Origin of the sequence: Ruminiclostridium hungatei, assembly GCF_002051585.1 — a bacterium.
Classification (GTDB): domain Bacteria; phylum Bacillota; class Clostridia; order Acetivibrionales; family DSM-1351; genus Ruminiclostridium; species Ruminiclostridium hungatei.
The window spans coordinates 230,860-244,828 of record NZ_MZGX01000004.1 but is presented as its reverse complement, the minus strand read 5'-3'; the positions used below and the strand labels follow the sequence as shown (position 1 = coordinate 244,828).

Here is a 13,969-nt window from a genome sequence, read left to right as displayed (position 1 = left end):
CCTTTGCGGACAAGCTGTTTGACAAGATAGCAGGCTCAGGTCCCGTACAGAGCATAATGAAGCCTTTGGAAGGCCCGGTAAATTCAGTGGGAGGAATGATAGAGCAGGTAACCGACCAGGCTACGGGCGTGGTTGATAATGCGGAGCAGTCAGCAATGTCCAGTATGGGTAACGGCTCCAAGCTGCTGTCCGGCTTTGCGGGAAGCAGCGGCAGCCAGAATAGGGATGCCGGAAAGGCAGGAGAAAGCAAGGGACAGGAAAAGAACTCCGGAAAGAGCGGCCAGGAAGGCGGCAAGAGCCAGGGCGGAGGAGATTTCCTGGGCCTGTTGAAGAGCGGCGTACATACCAGACTTATGACCTTCGGGCTTATGAATATAAAAAAGCTGGGTGCAAAGGTTATTGCGGCGGGAGCGGCCAAGGTAACAGGAGTCATAAAGAAGATGCTGACGCCAAAGGTCAAATTCAGGCTGGGTGCCGAGGAGCATGAGCTGTGGGTGGAAAAGGGCAAGAACGGAAATGTGGTAATGATGGCAAGTAAAAAGCCTGGTCCAATAAAAAGAAAAATTGAAGAAGGAGAAATACCAGATAATGGAGAAATAAGTAATAAGCGCAGAAAAGTAGAGGCTGAAAAAGATGAACAGCAGGTTGTACAGCAAAATGAGGCGATGGCAAGTACAATACAGGCTGTTACTGCGGGGGTAGGTGAGGCAGGCAAGAAGGAACCTTGGGAAGCGATTGACCGTTTTAGGAAAAGTAACGGACTAGAACCTCTTGGAGATAGGATTCCGGTTCGAGGAGATGGACTAGAGACTGTTGCTCTTATGGAGGTAAGTGGTAATAAGGTTTTTGGAGTAAACTCTTCTCTGTTGAGTGATGAATTAAAAAATTTGGGGCGTGACTTTTTCAAAGTTATAAAGGAAAAGGGTCTTTTGGGTAATGCAAAACACTATGGTAGCGGAGAGGCACAAGTTTTAACTCATGCTGAAGCACATGCTTTAATGAAGGCGCGGAAAGAGGCTGGGGGCCATTTAGGGGATTCGGTTGTATTATATGTAGATAGGTTAACTTGTCCAAATTGCCAAAAATATTTACCTGAGGTTAGGGCAGCTATGGGCATTAAAACATTAAAAGTAATTACTAAAGGTGGAATAGAGTTAATATTATAAAAAATGAGGGGATGGTTATGAATGCATAAAGTAGTTTATCAATCGCCAAACGGTTTGACCACTGATAATATAGGCATTAACAAGTTAAAAGAATACATATTAGACCAATTTCCAGAATACTGGTATCAAGGAAATGGTGGGGCCTCACTAGACTTTTATGATGGAGAAATTAATAATAAATCACTTCTTATTTTACCAAATGAAGAATATGGGATATACCTTAAATATCTGGTTTTGGAAAATGGAAAGGTGAAGGAAACATGGCTTTCTTTAGAAGACCGTTTAAACTTAAATGAGACAGTGGAATGTTCTGAGGAGTGGTATGCATCAATTGGATTGTTTTTACCAAAGGAGAAGGCATGGTTAGCAATCAAAGAGTTTTATTTATCGGGAGAAAGAACGAATAGAATTGAATGGTTAGACTCAAATGAAATCCCTGAGGATGGGAATTATTAATTGATATCTAATAAGCATTGTAATAGGTATATGTGGTTGAAATATGGGGCAGATGTAACAGCTAAAATTTAAATGAGGTTGACTGTCACGCGAGGATGATTTCAACAAAAGTGTTATATACAAGCATTTCTTTTATCATCTGCGGAGGAAGAAATCGTCAGAAAATTTAGTAGTAAAAAGGTAATGGAGATAATAAAAACAAGAGACGTAATTGATTTAAAAAGAGATTTGCTAGTCTAAGGCTTTATCAAATATTAATTAAAATTTGTATCATATTTTTTCTAAATATTATTCTCTGGGAATTGTGAATTGGGAATTTGAGTCCTAATAAAGATAACTCTTTGTTAGGATTTTTTTAATGCATGAAAGCCCTATCCAGTTAACCAATATAATGAAGCCTCTGGAAGGCCCGGTAAATTCGGTGGGAGGAATGATAGAGCAGGTAACCGGCCAGGGAAGCAGGCAATGCAAGCATTGCCGTAGAAAGCAAGAGAAAGGAAAAGAACTCCGGCCTATTAAAGGAAAATATAGACTTTGTTTACAGATTAATATAATATAATACAGTAAAATACATATGTTGTTGGAGATAAAAAGTTGAGGGGAGTGACTTCTCTATGGCATCTATTCTGTCCAGGAAAAAAAGAATTACCCGAAAGCCAATCGCTTACCTGTCTACAGGGATATTTCTAATAGTTGCAGGATACATAACGTTTAATTATTCATACTCAATTGCAGATACCGTTAAAACAGCTTTCAGCCGTATGATTACAGCCTTAAAGGAATTTTTCAGCCCGCTCAGTGAGATTGACATTTCGTTAAATGCAGCTACACTGCTCACTGTGATTTTATTTGTATTAAGCTTATGGTTTATAACAAAAGGAGTGGCAAGCATAATGAATACATATAAAGATTCAGATGTTACCAGACTTTTGTCCAAGCTTCCCGACGATTACTATCTATTAAATGATATCAATTTTGAAAACAACCTGATCGACCATATTGTTGTCTGCCCTAAAGGCATATTTACCATAGATACAAAGAGTTGGAAGGATTCAGCTCAAAAGAATCTGAAGCATAATAAAAAATATAATAATCAGTATAATATGATTAAGCAAGGAATATTGAACTCTAAACTTTTAAATGATTTTTTACAGAAGAATAATGTAGGAAATTATTTTGTAAATACAATTATTGTATTTGCTGACTGGGATGAGAAGCTGAAAGAGCATTTCTCAGATATACCTGTTTTACAGCCGGAACTGTTGACGCAGCATATAAGCAGTTTCCCAGACAAGTATTCCGCTGATGAGTGCAAGAAAATTGCAGATGCATTAAAAATAAATCTGTCCGCTCAGGCAGGTCATATTTGGGAAAATGTAAAGGGTAGTGGAGATATTTCCAAGAAGAAATCTGCTCGAAAGTTATAAACGCTACCCAGTGCTTCCGTTTGGTGGAGGCCATCCGTCCTGCCACTCCATTAATCTGGCGGTCAACTGATATGTCTTTATAGAGTAAACATAGTCTGATAAATACCTTGCAATCCAAAAAGTAATAGCAGCTAAAATAGCTGCTATTACTTTTTTTTGGTTGTTAAAGGAGTTGGAAAATTACCATATAAGGTGAGGAAGCACACAGACCTTAATAAATATTCAAAAGGGGAGAACAGTATGGAACAGTTCAAATCGGTAATCGACATGCTTAAGAAGATCAATGTCAGGAATAGTTCGGTTTTGGATTCCTGCAAGGAAGAAAAACTCAGGCAGGATATTGACTATGAAAATCTTTTCCAGGAGTATTGGGCCTCTGATCTCAGGCTGAAAAATGCCATCGCGCTGCTTGAAGCCGTTGAAAAAGAACTTGCTGCGGTGAAAGTCTGAAGCATGAAATCGGGGGTATGAAAAAGAGGGTATGAAACCTTGACTCTTAACCCTTGAGACCTGGCCTTGCACCTGGTGCAAGGGCGTAATGTGCAGGGCAGATGCCCGGCTTGCAAATTTTAGAAATTATTTAAAAAACAAGTTGTAAATAGCATAAAAAAATTACCATATATAGTGAAAGGTTAAACCACAACATATTGATTTGTTATTTACGGTCAATCAAGATGTATTGCCAATTTGACTTAAAAAAGAAATATCAGACCGGTATGGTGGGGAAAACCGAAGGATAGGGTTGAATGAATATAACAGAGTACGACTTACATGGAACAACTGAAAAGGTTACAGGCAGGAAGGCACAGGAAGAAATAAGGCCATTCTTATCAAGCCTCGAGTATATTGAGGAGGAATTGAAGCGTCTGGATCTGAAACTGATGCTGTACCTGCAGCAATGTCTGGAAAAGGGAACAATAAACTCAAACACCCTGGCTGTTTCATCAGCGGAGAATATATTTGCTCTATTGAACAGTTTTCAGGTTGACAGCCACAACAGGCAGCAGATGGAGCAGCTTTTGAAGAGCCTGGACAGTAATATTGAAAACAGGTTGGCAGTGAGCGCACAAAAAGGCATGCATATTTCCCTGCAGCATATATCAAATTTGTTTGGATTGGGGCCTTTCGAGCAGGAATGTGCAATTGCCTGCCTGGCGCCGGAAATCAATCAAAAATATCAGCACATTTATGGATTTTTGCAGAATGATCTTACCGAAATAAAGCCCAATATTGATATGCTGGCTAAAATATTCCTGCCGGCCGGTCAGGAGGCAAGCCTTATACGCAGTGTATTCGATGCACAGGCACCTTTGGTGGAATACCTGCTGGAGCGCCGGTATGATCTAAGTGACAATTGGACGCCTCTCATAGCACGTCATATAAAACTGGACGACTGGATTGTAAACTATTTGCTTGATATTAAGGTATTGGATTCTCAACTGGTGCCTGTAGCAGAATTTATTCCTCCGGAGGAAAAATTTAATGAAGGCGCGCATTCAGACCTGGCAGAGAGAATTATGAATTTTGTGGGCTACTATCACAACACAGGCAGAAGCAAACTTAACAAGCTGTTTTACTTTTACGGGCCGGATGGTGTGGGCAAGACCGGACAGGTTTTTAAAATTTGCAATGAAATGAACTTGCCGCTGTTAATGGCAGATGTGGAGAAAATGCTTTTTGGAGAAGCTTTTGAAGAAACCTTAAGGCGTCTCGGGCGCCAGGCCAGGCTGTGCAATGCGGCTCTGTGCCTGAAAAATGCCCACCTCCTGGTCATGGAAGCAAGTTTTCAAAGTAAGCTGAATGCTTTGCTTGAAATGCTTCAAAGTCATGTGCCGCTTACGTTCATGCTGGGGCATTTCCAATGGAAGCCTGCAAAAATAAATAACAAATTCACATATATGGATGTTGGCTTTCCCCACCCTACGGCCACTGAACGGAGAACCCATTGGGAGCATCTGGGCATGCAGTATAGACTGGCGGAGGATGTGAATCTGGACAAGGTCTCTGAAAATTTCAGATTTACCCGGGGACAGATTGAAACTGCTCTCAGGCTGAGTGAGGGCAGCTCTGTCTGGAAGGGGGCCGGCAATGGACAAATAGCGGCTGAAGACCTGTATAACTCCTGCTATGCACAATCCAACAGAAAGTTAGGCACCCTGGCTTCAAAAATAAAGCCTATCTATACCATGCAAATGCTTGTGCTTCCGGAGGAGCAAATGCAGCAGATGCAGGAAATCTGCAACCAGGTAAAATACCGCTCGCTGGTATATGAAAAATGGGGCTTCGAGAAAAGGCTGTCCCTTGGAAAGGGACTCAATATTCTTTTCTCAGGACCTCCGGGCAGCGGAAAAACTATGGCGGCAGAGGTTATTTCAAGTGAAATAGGCCTTGAAATCTATAAGATCGATGTATCTCAAGTAGTCAGCAAATACATAGGGGAAACGGAAAAAAATCTGGAACATATATTCTCAGAAGCTGAAACCTCAAATGCAATTCTCTTTTTTGATGAAGCCGACGCGCTGTTTGGAAAGCGCTCAGAGGTAAAGGATGCCCATGACAGGTATGCAAATGTGGAAATAGGTTACCTGCTGCAGAGAATGGAAGAGTATACCGGAATCGTAATCCTGGCAACCAATCTTAACCAGAATATTGATGAGGCCTTCCTCAGACGATTGCATTTCAATGTGCCCTTTCCGTTTCCGGACAAGGAGCAGCGAAAAAAGATATGGCAGGGAATATTCCCGGCAGGGGCTCCTGTTGATGCAGCCCTGGATTATGATTTCCTTGCCGAGAAGTTTGTCCTGGCAGGAGGAAATATTAAAAACATTGCGGTTAATGCAGCTTTCTACGCAGCACATGCCATATGTCCCATCAGTATCAAAGAAATAATGCTGGCTGCCAAACGAGAATACAAAAAACTGGGCAAGACATTTCTGATGTCGGATTATGCCCCATATTACCAATTGATTGAGGTGAAGAAATAATGGCTGTGGAATCCCGTACAGTAATAAGAGATGTGAGCGCGAGCTTGAAAGCCTTGATCAAGGCAAACGTACCTGAACTCAATGATGACAGTTACATAAGCTTCGGTTCTCCAAGTGACATAGATTCGACAAACATCAATCTTTCAATGTGCCTGTATTATCTCACTGAGAGCCCAAGCATGAGGAACAGTGAGAAGGAAGCTCTGGCGGGCACCGAACAATTTTACAATCCGCCGGCATACCTGGATTTATTCTACCTGATGACCCCATATGCAAAGGACAGGGACACCGAGCTGCTCATACTGGGCAAATTGTTTGAGTTGTTTCATGAACATGCGGTTCTCAGCGGAGACGATTTAAAAGGCAATTTGATAGCCTGCGGAAATGAAAAAATAAGAATTTCCTACAATAATTTATCATTGCAGGACATAAAGCAATTATGGGAGGTTTTTCCGGGCAAGCCTGCAAAGCTCAGCCTGTCCTATCTGGTCTCTCCGGTAAGGATACCTTCGGAAAAGATATTCACAATACCCAGAGTTCTTGAAAAAGATCTCAATGTTCACAGAATATAGTTCTGTGTCCGCAGTACCGTTGTATAAGGGCTGTATAAGGACACAGGCAGAACATGGATATGATTTCGCAAATTAATAAAAATTGCGAGGCATATAGAGCCTGTATTAATACAGGAGTTTAAAAATCAGTTAAAACAAGGAGGACTTGAAATGCCAAATTATTTATCACCAGGGGTTTATGTAGAGGAAGTTTCCAGCGGAGTAAAACCAATAGCCGGTGTAGGCACTGCTGTAGGCGCATTTATTGGACTTGCAGAGAAGGGTGTCATAGGGAAAGCGGTTTTGGTTACAAACTGGAGCCAGTATGTTAATGAATTCGGAGGATTCATACCAAATGCTTACCTCGCCTACGCGGTATACAATTTCTTCGCAGAAGGCGGTACATCCTGCTATGTGGTAAGAGCCGCTTCCACAGATGTAAAGAATGCGGTCTCAATAGCACCTGACACCGAAGGGGAAAATCTGCTCGAGATAAGCGCCCGTTCGGAAGGAGACTGGGGCAACCGTGTCTCCTACAAAATCGAACCTTCATCAAACGGACAGCCTGCCGGCTTTAAACTGACTATCAAGTACACTGAACTCAGTTCCTTCAATGATGAATATGTAGGGGAAGAGGAAGAAGGCCAGATAGTGGAGATCTTCGACAACCTGCTCATATTCAACTGCGCGGAAAAAATCAACGATATTTCATCATTTGTAAAGGTTGAAACGCTTGTTGATTTTGATATTGTTGAAAACCAGGAAAAGAAGCCCGCTGATACTGACGATTTTGTAGCTTTGCTGGACGGAAAAAACGGTATCTCCTCAGTTGAATACCTGGACAAGAAAAACCAGGTAATCGGTATTCATGCATTTGATGTGGTAGACGAGATCAATATTCTGGCTGCCCCGGATATTGCAGATATGACCGGAAGCCGTGACATTATCCTGGAAATGCTCAACTACTGCAGATTGAGAAAGGATTGCTTCTTTGTAGCCGATCCTCCTCATGGACTTACTCCACAGGAGGTAAAAAACTTCAAAGAAGGTGCAACTGAAAAATATGCAGGAAATGCCTTCAACAGTTCATTTGGTGCCCTGTATTATCCATGGGTGTACATCAATGATCCCCTTACCGGTAAGAAAAAGCTTATTCCCCCGTCAGGTTCGGTTGTGGGAACCTATGCATATGTAGATTCTCTGCGCGGTGTTCACAAGGCGCCTGCAGGAACCACCGACGGCTTCCTGGATACGGTTGTGGGAGTTGAAAAAATAGTTACAAAGGGAGAACAGGAACTCCTGAACCCAATTGGTATAAACGTAATACGCTCACTGCCTGAAGGCATTTGCATCTGGGGAGCCAGAACTCTTTCCTCCGATGCCGAATGGAGATACATAAACATCAGACGTTTAATGATGTATATTGAAGAGTCGGTTGACAAGGGAAGCCAATGGGTAGTATTCGAGCCAAATGAGCCATCTTTGTGGGGAAAGGTAAAGAGAAATCTTTCAGCCTTCCTGACAAGGGTATGGAGAGATGGAGCCCTATATGGATCTACACCAGAAGAGGCATTCTTTGTAAAGGTTGACGAGGAAAACAATCCTCCTGCCACAAGAGATGCAGGCCAACTGGTAATTGAAGTCGGTGTGGCACCAGTGAAACCGGCAGAATTTGTAATAATCAAGGTAAGCCAAAAGACGCTTGCTAAATAATAACCGGAGAGGAGATTCAAACCATGGCTACAGGTAAGAGAAATGATCCATACAGAAATTTTAGATTCAGAGTTGTATTAGACGGAATTCAGATTGCGGCATTTTCTGATGCAACCATTCCTGACGTGTCGACAGAAGCTGTTGAATACAGAGAGGGAACCGATGCACCGCATTCCAGAAAATTGTCCGGCCTTACAAAATTCGGTAATGTGACACTCAAAAGAGGTCTTACCGATTCAATGGAATTATATAACTGGCGTAAGACTATTGTGCAAAAAGGCGCACTCAATAACAGAAAAAGCTTGTCCATCATCCTTGTGGATGAGGAAGGCAATGAAAAGGCTCAGTGGGATATCGTGGAGGCATGGCCTATCAAATACGACGTAAGTGCATTGAGTGCAAAAGGCAACGAGGTCAGCGTTGAATCAATAGAACTTGCTCATGAGGGCGTTACAAGAGTTAAATAGTGACGGACTGCTCGTGTCCTGGTGCAGTATGCTGATATGATAATATACTTTCAAAAATCCGATCAATCAAAGTATTCAGATTATGTCCGGCATCCGTTCCAGATAGTTTTTACCCCTAAAATGGAAGGCTTGTTTCAAATTGTTTTGCGGACCCTCCACGTCAACCCATGGAGGGCTCTGCAAGATAACTTTTAAAATTGTCACATAGCAAATGAATAAGTTTATAAATAAAGTGAGGTTTCACATAATGGATATTTTACAGACCGAGTTTAACTTTACTCTGCCTAAAGGATTCGTAGATGAGACAGGTACGGTGCATAAGCAGGGAATAATGAGATTGGCAACTGCTGCGGATGAAATAATGCCGCTTCGTGATGCAAGAGTGCAGCAAAACCCCGCATATTTATCGGTAATATTGCTGTCCAGGGTTGTTACCAGCCTGGGTACGCTTAAGATGATAACTCCAAGAATAATTGAAGAATTATATACCTCGGACTTTTCATACCTGCAGGAACTGTATAACAGAATTAACCAGAACGGTTCAAATATAATAAAAACCAAGTGTCCCAAATGTGATTACAGCTTTGAAGCTGAGGCTGAGAATCTGGGGGAATAACCGGCTACCCTCTCGACCGCCTCTACGAGGAGGTAGCCTTTTTGTCCTATTACCTGCACTGGGATTACAAAACAGTAATGGGTCTTGAGCACTTTGAGAGGGGACGCTGGTGCAGGGAAGTCAGTGAGATTAATAAAAGCCTCAATGGAGACGAAAATAATAAAGATTTTTTTGAGGTTTAGGAGGATACCATGGATCAAAAGATAGTTAACCTAGCAGCAAAAAGAACTTGGGTACCGGGACACAGGAAGGATCCATACCTTGCCTTTAACTTTGTTGTTGAAATAGAGGGGGTGGCCGTAGGAGGGTTTACCGACGTTTCAGGCTTAAGCATAGAAACCCAGGTGGAAAGAAAAACCTTCGGCGGCGAAAACTATAAGGAGTACGCATTCCTCACCCAGACCAAATACAGCGATATTACCCTCAAACACGGAGTTACCAATGATGAGTACCTTTGGGACTGGTATCAGAAGGTGATTAACGGAGTAATAACAAGAAGGAACGGCTCCATATGTTTGTTGGACCATTCAGGAAATCCAAAGATTTGGTGGAATTTCCTGGAGGCATGCCCCATAAAATGGGAAGGCCCTGCCTTCAGTTCAAGCAGCAGTGCAGTGGCGGCTGAAAGCATAGTATTGACTCATAACGGTTTACAAATGCACAAATAAGCCGAAGCCAAATAAATATTCACAAGATATCTTGTTTTACAGCCATAAGATGGGAGTTGAATACGCTCTTCAAGCGTATTTGAAGCTATAAGGGTTTAAAATTATGAAGATAAGCAAATTGAAGCCTGTAAAAATCATATCGTCAATAGTTAAATTTCAACTGAATGGGGAATTTACGCAAAATATTGTCGGGAAGTATGCCATGAGCAGATTTTGGGGTCAAAGGGGAAAACTGATCTTCAGAATAAATTCCCGCAATCCAAAAGCAGCAGGCATTTCTGCCGGGTCAAACTACCTGGAGGTAATAAATAATAATTTTCTGCACTTTAGTGAATACAGGCCTGCCATTGGCATTCTCACCAGGGAAAAAGCGCCGGTGTACCATACAAGAGAAGTTCAGAGGCCGGTGCCCTTTTACATATATAAAGCTGGTTCAGAGGGAAAAACCCGGACGGCGTTAAGCAGCAGTTTTATTAAAGGCAGTACCCTTTTAAATACAACAACCCGGAATATCAGCCGGGATAAACTGATAATGCCAAACGGCATGGAAAAGCAGTGGAGCAAGCTGAACGGAACAGTTGATACAAGACCTGTCCCCTCGGGAATTCACCTGTTTCAACAAAACAGGACTGAAGCTGAAAATGTCACTCAGCACAAAAAGCGCGGGGAGGCAGGAGAAAACAGGGGCAAGGTATACCGGGACCATGATAAAGAGCCGGTATTTGAAAAAGCACCACACAGCAGCGCCCACAGTGACATAAGAACCTATGCCGCTGACTCAAAGCAGGAATTGAAATATTTCAAGGCTAAAAGCATGGCATCTGATATCCTTGCAGAATTCCAGCTTATACGGGAAAAGCATGAACAAATAAATGAGGGCGAAACCTCCGGCCGGGTGGAAAAGCCGGCAGAGACTGCCGCACCGCCGGAACAGGTCTACGGCCCACAACGGACTGAAACTACATATGCCACATATGCTGCACATGCGCCCACGGAGCATCTGAGGCCGAAAAGCCTGAACAGGCCGGCAGGATCGGATTATCCCAGCACAATAAATTTAAAAGAGCTGCTGTGGACCGGAGAGCTGCACCAAAAAGTGACTGAGAAAACAAATAAACTGCTGGAGCATACATATATTCAAAAAGTTAATGCTCAGAAGAGCTTTAATTATATAACAGTTCCCCAATTGACCGAAGTCCGGGAAGTGCGGCACCAGGGTGAAGAAAAATTTCCGGCTGCTGTGCAGGCGGATAAAGAGATACTCGGATATTTGCAGAAAAGCAGGCATTCCGGGTTGATACTATATAAGCCCAAACAGGAAAAGCCCCATACTCAAGAGGCAGTGCAGGAGGAAAGCATTATTCCGGCCAGGAGTGAGGTAAAGGAAAAGGCTTTTGCTTCACCCAAAGCTGTAAAGGTGTCAATCGTTGACAGTCCCGAGGAGGTAAACCTTATTGCCGAAAAAGTATTCGGAATACTGGAGAAAAGATTGGGAATTCAAAAAGATCGGAGGGGTCTTAGATAATGGCAAAAAAAGCGCAAATAATACCACTGGATCTGGCCGGTGTGGGACCGATTTCGGTGATGTTCAATCCCAATGAGTATACTGTTTCCTTTGAAGGGAAGTATACGGGAGAAAATGACAAAAAGCAGTTCCAAAGGTCTGAAACACCGGAGTTCAAGGTGTCCCTGTTCTATGATACTTATGAAAAGCGAAAGGATGTCAGGCGCGAGACCGGTAAACTCACTTCCCTTCTGGACCCTAAGGTCAGCGGGAAAAATACAAAGAAGCCGCCGGTATGCCTGTTCATCTGGGGAGGCTTTACCTACAGGGGTGTCCTTAGCAGGATTGAGCAGAAATTTACCATGTTCATGGAGGATGGAACTCCCGTAAGATCACAGATGGATGTAACCTTTATGTCCGATGAGCCTGAAAAGAAAGTCCAGATTGCCGAAGGCAGGGAGGCCTGCAGGAAACTGTGGATTGTCAAGAGCGGCGACAGGCTGGACCTGATTGCAAACGAGGCTCTGAAGGACCCCATGAAATGGCGGATAATAGCCGAGGCCAATAAAATACTCAACCCATTCGGATTCCCGGTTAAAAACGATTTCGGAAGGACTCTGGTTATACCGGACTAAGGTGATGAGATTATGGGAAGTGTTGCAAATTATAAAATCAAGCTCAACGGTACTGATTTTTCAAGTGATTTGATAGGTGCGGTTGAAGGAGTCACGGTAGAAGATGAAATAAACCTGCCTGCCATGTTTTCCATCAAGCTTAACATGGTTGACAGTAAAAATGGCAAGTGGAGGGGGATTGATCTTAAGTCCTTCAAGCCGGGAGACAAAATAGACTTATCAATGGGCCTGGACAAGGTCGAACCAATGCTGAGCGGAGAGATTACCTCGCTGGAACTGAATCTTGCCAGCCATTCAATATTGGAAATACGGGGCTACGACCTTCTGCACAAGCTCAGGATGGGCACCCGGAACAAGGTTTTCACCAAAAAAAAGGACAGTGAGATAGCAAGTGAGATTGCAAAGGAGCACGGTCTGACGGTTCAGGCTGATGATACCAAGACCATTTACCCATATGTATTTCAAAACAATGTAAGCAATTATGAGTTTTTGCTGAAACGGGCGGCTTACCTGGATTATGAAGTTTATGTGGAAGATAAGAAGCTGTTCTTTGTAAAATCACGGTCGGCAAAGGCTGCGGCACTTCCTGACTTTACCTACCGAAAGGATTTTGAGGAACTGACTCTTGAATTGAGGACTCTTACACGGGGCAGCACGGTTGTGATCCGGGGGTGGGATGTCAAGGAAAAAAAGGAAGTCGAGGCCACCGCAAAAAAGGGTGACGAAGTCACGAAGATGGATGGAAAGGAATCAGGCTTCGATGTTTCTTCAAAGGCTTTTCAGGAATCTCCGGTGGCAGCCTGGGTAGAAAACCTCATTGATCTGAGCGAGGCGCAGAATGCGGCAAAGGCTGCTTACAACAGCCTTCTCAAAGAATTTATAACCGGTCAGGGCAAGTGTTATGGAAATCCACTGGTAAGGGCGGGAAAGTCGGTAAAGCTTTTAGGTATGGATGAGCGCTTCAGTGGAAGCTACTATATAGTATCAACCATACATAATGTGGATAAATCGGGATATATGACAATATTCAGAGTAAAGAGGACTGGAATATGAGTGAAGGTATTAGTATTTCAAATTTTACTGACTATATTAAAAACGAAGAGCGGATTTTCGGCGTAATGGTAGGAGTAGTTGTCAGGAATGATTCTGCCAATGATTCAGAAAAGCCGGGTCCGGGCCGCGTGAAGGTAAAAATACCACTGCTGGGCATGGAGGAGTCAAATTGGGCCAGAATAGTTTCGTTCATGGCAGGGAAAGAGCGAGGAGCCTTTTTTCTTCCGGAGGTGGATGACGAAGTTCTTGTGGCATTTGAAAACGGAGATGTGAACCGGCCGTTCATAATGGGTGCATTGTGGAATGGAAAGGATGCCCCTCCTGATACCAACAGTGACGGGAAAAACAATACCAGGGTGATCAAATCCCGAAGCGGTCACATACTGCAATTTTCGGACAAGGAAAAAGAAGAGAAGATAACACTTAAGTCCAGCAAGGGGCACATACTTGAACTGGATGATAAAAACGGGGAAGAGAGTATCAAAGTTACTGATAAGTCGGGGAAGAACAAAATAATTATCAGTACAAAAGATAATAAAGTAACTGTAAGCTCCGACAAGGATATAGAATTTTCCGCTCCAAAGGGAAAGTTCACGGTCAATGCACAGGACATTGAAATGAAGTCCTCTGCGGCCACAAAGATAGAAGCATCCTCATCCATGGATGTCAAGTCATCTGCAAATATGACTATCAAGGGTGCTACCGTAAATATAAACTAGTACAACATTT

General features: G+C 43.0%; 15 protein-coding genes. All 15 read left to right on the top strand.

Annotated elements, in window-relative coordinates; translation table 11 throughout:
• Positions 1-1,166, top strand: a 1,166-nt coding sequence (locus tag CLHUN_RS04720) for a deaminase (protein WP_242656439.1), incomplete at its 5' end; no start/stop codon positions are given.
• A gap of 21 nt (positions 1,167-1,187) precedes the next feature.
• Positions 1,188-1,622, top strand: a complete 435-nt coding sequence (locus CLHUN_RS04715) for a hypothetical protein (RefSeq protein ID WP_080063407.1) — start codon at positions 1,188-1,190, stop codon at positions 1,620-1,622.
• 614 nt (positions 1,623-2,236) lie between these two features.
• Complete coding sequence (locus tag CLHUN_RS04705) at positions 2,237-3,049, top strand: nuclease-related domain-containing protein (protein ID WP_080063405.1); 813 nt, start codon at positions 2,237-2,239, stop codon at positions 3,047-3,049.
• 240 nt (positions 3,050-3,289) lie between these two features.
• Positions 3,290-3,499 carry a hypothetical protein gene (locus CLHUN_RS04700; RefSeq protein WP_080063404.1) on the top strand — a complete coding sequence of 70 codons (210 nt, stop codon included), beginning with the start codon at positions 3,290-3,292 and terminating at the stop codon, positions 3,497-3,499.
• 296 nt (positions 3,500-3,795) lie between these two features.
• On the top strand, positions 3,796-6,033 hold the full coding sequence (locus CLHUN_RS04695; protein WP_080063403.1) for an AAA family ATPase: 2,238 nt from the start codon (positions 3,796-3,798) through the stop codon (positions 6,031-6,033).
• Entirely contained in the window at positions 6,033-6,605 is a 573-nt protein-coding gene (locus tag CLHUN_RS04690) for a Pvc16 family protein (RefSeq protein WP_080063402.1), read from the top strand. The genes CLHUN_RS04695 and CLHUN_RS04690 overlap by 1 nt, the downstream gene beginning before the upstream one ends.
• Positions 6,606-6,755: 150 nt before the next feature.
• Positions 6,756-8,297 (top strand): phage tail sheath family protein, encoded by a 1,542-nt coding sequence (locus CLHUN_RS04685; protein WP_080063401.1) that lies wholly within the window; start codon positions 6,756-6,758, stop codon positions 8,295-8,297.
• A 23-nt stretch (positions 8,298-8,320) separates the two neighbouring features.
• Positions 8,321-8,764: a phage tail protein gene (locus CLHUN_RS04680; RefSeq protein WP_080063400.1), complete on the top strand. Its 444-nt coding sequence runs from the start codon at positions 8,321-8,323 to the stop codon at positions 8,762-8,764.
• 247 nt (positions 8,765-9,011) lie between these two features.
• Positions 9,012-9,380 (top strand): hypothetical protein, encoded by a 369-nt coding sequence (locus tag CLHUN_RS04675; RefSeq protein WP_080063399.1) that lies wholly within the window; start codon positions 9,012-9,014, stop codon positions 9,378-9,380.
• Entirely contained in the window at positions 9,377-9,562 is a 186-nt protein-coding gene (locus CLHUN_RS22035) for a DUF6760 family protein (protein ID WP_340148323.1), read from the top strand. The genes CLHUN_RS04675 and CLHUN_RS22035 overlap by 4 nt, the downstream gene beginning before the upstream one ends.
• A 9-nt stretch (positions 9,563-9,571) precedes the next feature.
• Positions 9,572-10,048, top strand: a complete 477-nt coding sequence (locus tag CLHUN_RS04670; RefSeq protein WP_080063398.1) for a phage tail protein — start codon at positions 9,572-9,574, stop codon at positions 10,046-10,048.
• Positions 10,049-10,151: 103 nt separating this feature from the next.
• Complete coding sequence (locus CLHUN_RS04665; RefSeq protein ID WP_080063397.1) at positions 10,152-11,573, top strand: hypothetical protein; 1,422 nt, start codon at positions 10,152-10,154, stop codon at positions 11,571-11,573.
• Positions 11,573-12,187: a CIS tube protein gene (locus CLHUN_RS04660; protein ID WP_080063396.1), complete on the top strand. Its 615-nt coding sequence runs from the start codon at positions 11,573-11,575 to the stop codon at positions 12,185-12,187. The genes CLHUN_RS04665 and CLHUN_RS04660 overlap by 1 nt, the downstream gene beginning before the upstream one ends.
• A gap of 12 nt (positions 12,188-12,199) precedes the next feature.
• Positions 12,200-13,240, top strand: coding sequence for a phage late control D family protein (locus CLHUN_RS04655; RefSeq protein WP_080063395.1), 1,041 nt, complete (start codon positions 12,200-12,202; stop codon positions 13,238-13,240).
• Positions 13,237-13,959, top strand: coding sequence for a phage baseplate assembly protein V (locus CLHUN_RS04650; RefSeq protein ID WP_080063394.1), 723 nt, complete (start codon positions 13,237-13,239; stop codon positions 13,957-13,959). The genes CLHUN_RS04655 and CLHUN_RS04650 overlap by 4 nt, the downstream gene beginning before the upstream one ends.
• The last annotated feature ends 10 nt before the right edge of the window (positions 13,960-13,969 follow it).

What these genes read in the sequence shown, in the direction of transcription:
- CLHUN_RS04700 (WP_080063404.1), top strand. Translation starts at nt 3,290, where the DNA reads ATGGAACAGTTCAAATCGGTAATCGACATGCTTAAGAAGATCAATGTC.
- CLHUN_RS04650 (WP_080063394.1), top strand. Translation starts at nt 13,237, where the DNA reads ATGAGTGAAGGTATTAGTATTTCAAATTTTACTGACTATATTAAAAAC.
- CLHUN_RS04655 (WP_080063395.1), top strand. Translation starts at nt 12,200, where the DNA reads ATGGGAAGTGTTGCAAATTATAAAATCAAGCTCAACGGTACTGATTTT.
- CLHUN_RS04660 (WP_080063396.1), top strand. Translation starts at nt 11,573, where the DNA reads ATGGCAAAAAAAGCGCAAATAATACCACTGGATCTGGCCGGTGTGGGA.
- CLHUN_RS04670 (WP_080063398.1), top strand. Translation starts at nt 9,572, where the DNA reads ATGGATCAAAAGATAGTTAACCTAGCAGCAAAAAGAACTTGGGTACCG.
- CLHUN_RS04685 (WP_080063401.1), top strand. Translation starts at nt 6,756, where the DNA reads ATGCCAAATTATTTATCACCAGGGGTTTATGTAGAGGAAGTTTCCAGC.
- CLHUN_RS04695 (WP_080063403.1), top strand. Translation starts at nt 3,796, where the DNA reads ATGAATATAACAGAGTACGACTTACATGGAACAACTGAAAAGGTTACA.
- CLHUN_RS04705 (WP_080063405.1), top strand. Translation starts at nt 2,237, where the DNA reads ATGGCATCTATTCTGTCCAGGAAAAAAAGAATTACCCGAAAGCCAATC.
- CLHUN_RS04715 (WP_080063407.1), top strand. Translation starts at nt 1,188, where the DNA reads ATGCATAAAGTAGTTTATCAATCGCCAAACGGTTTGACCACTGATAAT.
- CLHUN_RS04680 (WP_080063400.1), top strand. Translation starts at nt 8,321, where the DNA reads ATGGCTACAGGTAAGAGAAATGATCCATACAGAAATTTTAGATTCAGA.
- CLHUN_RS04665 (WP_080063397.1), top strand. Translation starts at nt 10,152, where the DNA reads ATGAAGATAAGCAAATTGAAGCCTGTAAAAATCATATCGTCAATAGTT.
- CLHUN_RS04690 (WP_080063402.1), top strand. Translation starts at nt 6,033, where the DNA reads ATGGCTGTGGAATCCCGTACAGTAATAAGAGATGTGAGCGCGAGCTTG.
- CLHUN_RS04675 (WP_080063399.1), top strand. Translation starts at nt 9,012, where the DNA reads ATGGATATTTTACAGACCGAGTTTAACTTTACTCTGCCTAAAGGATTC.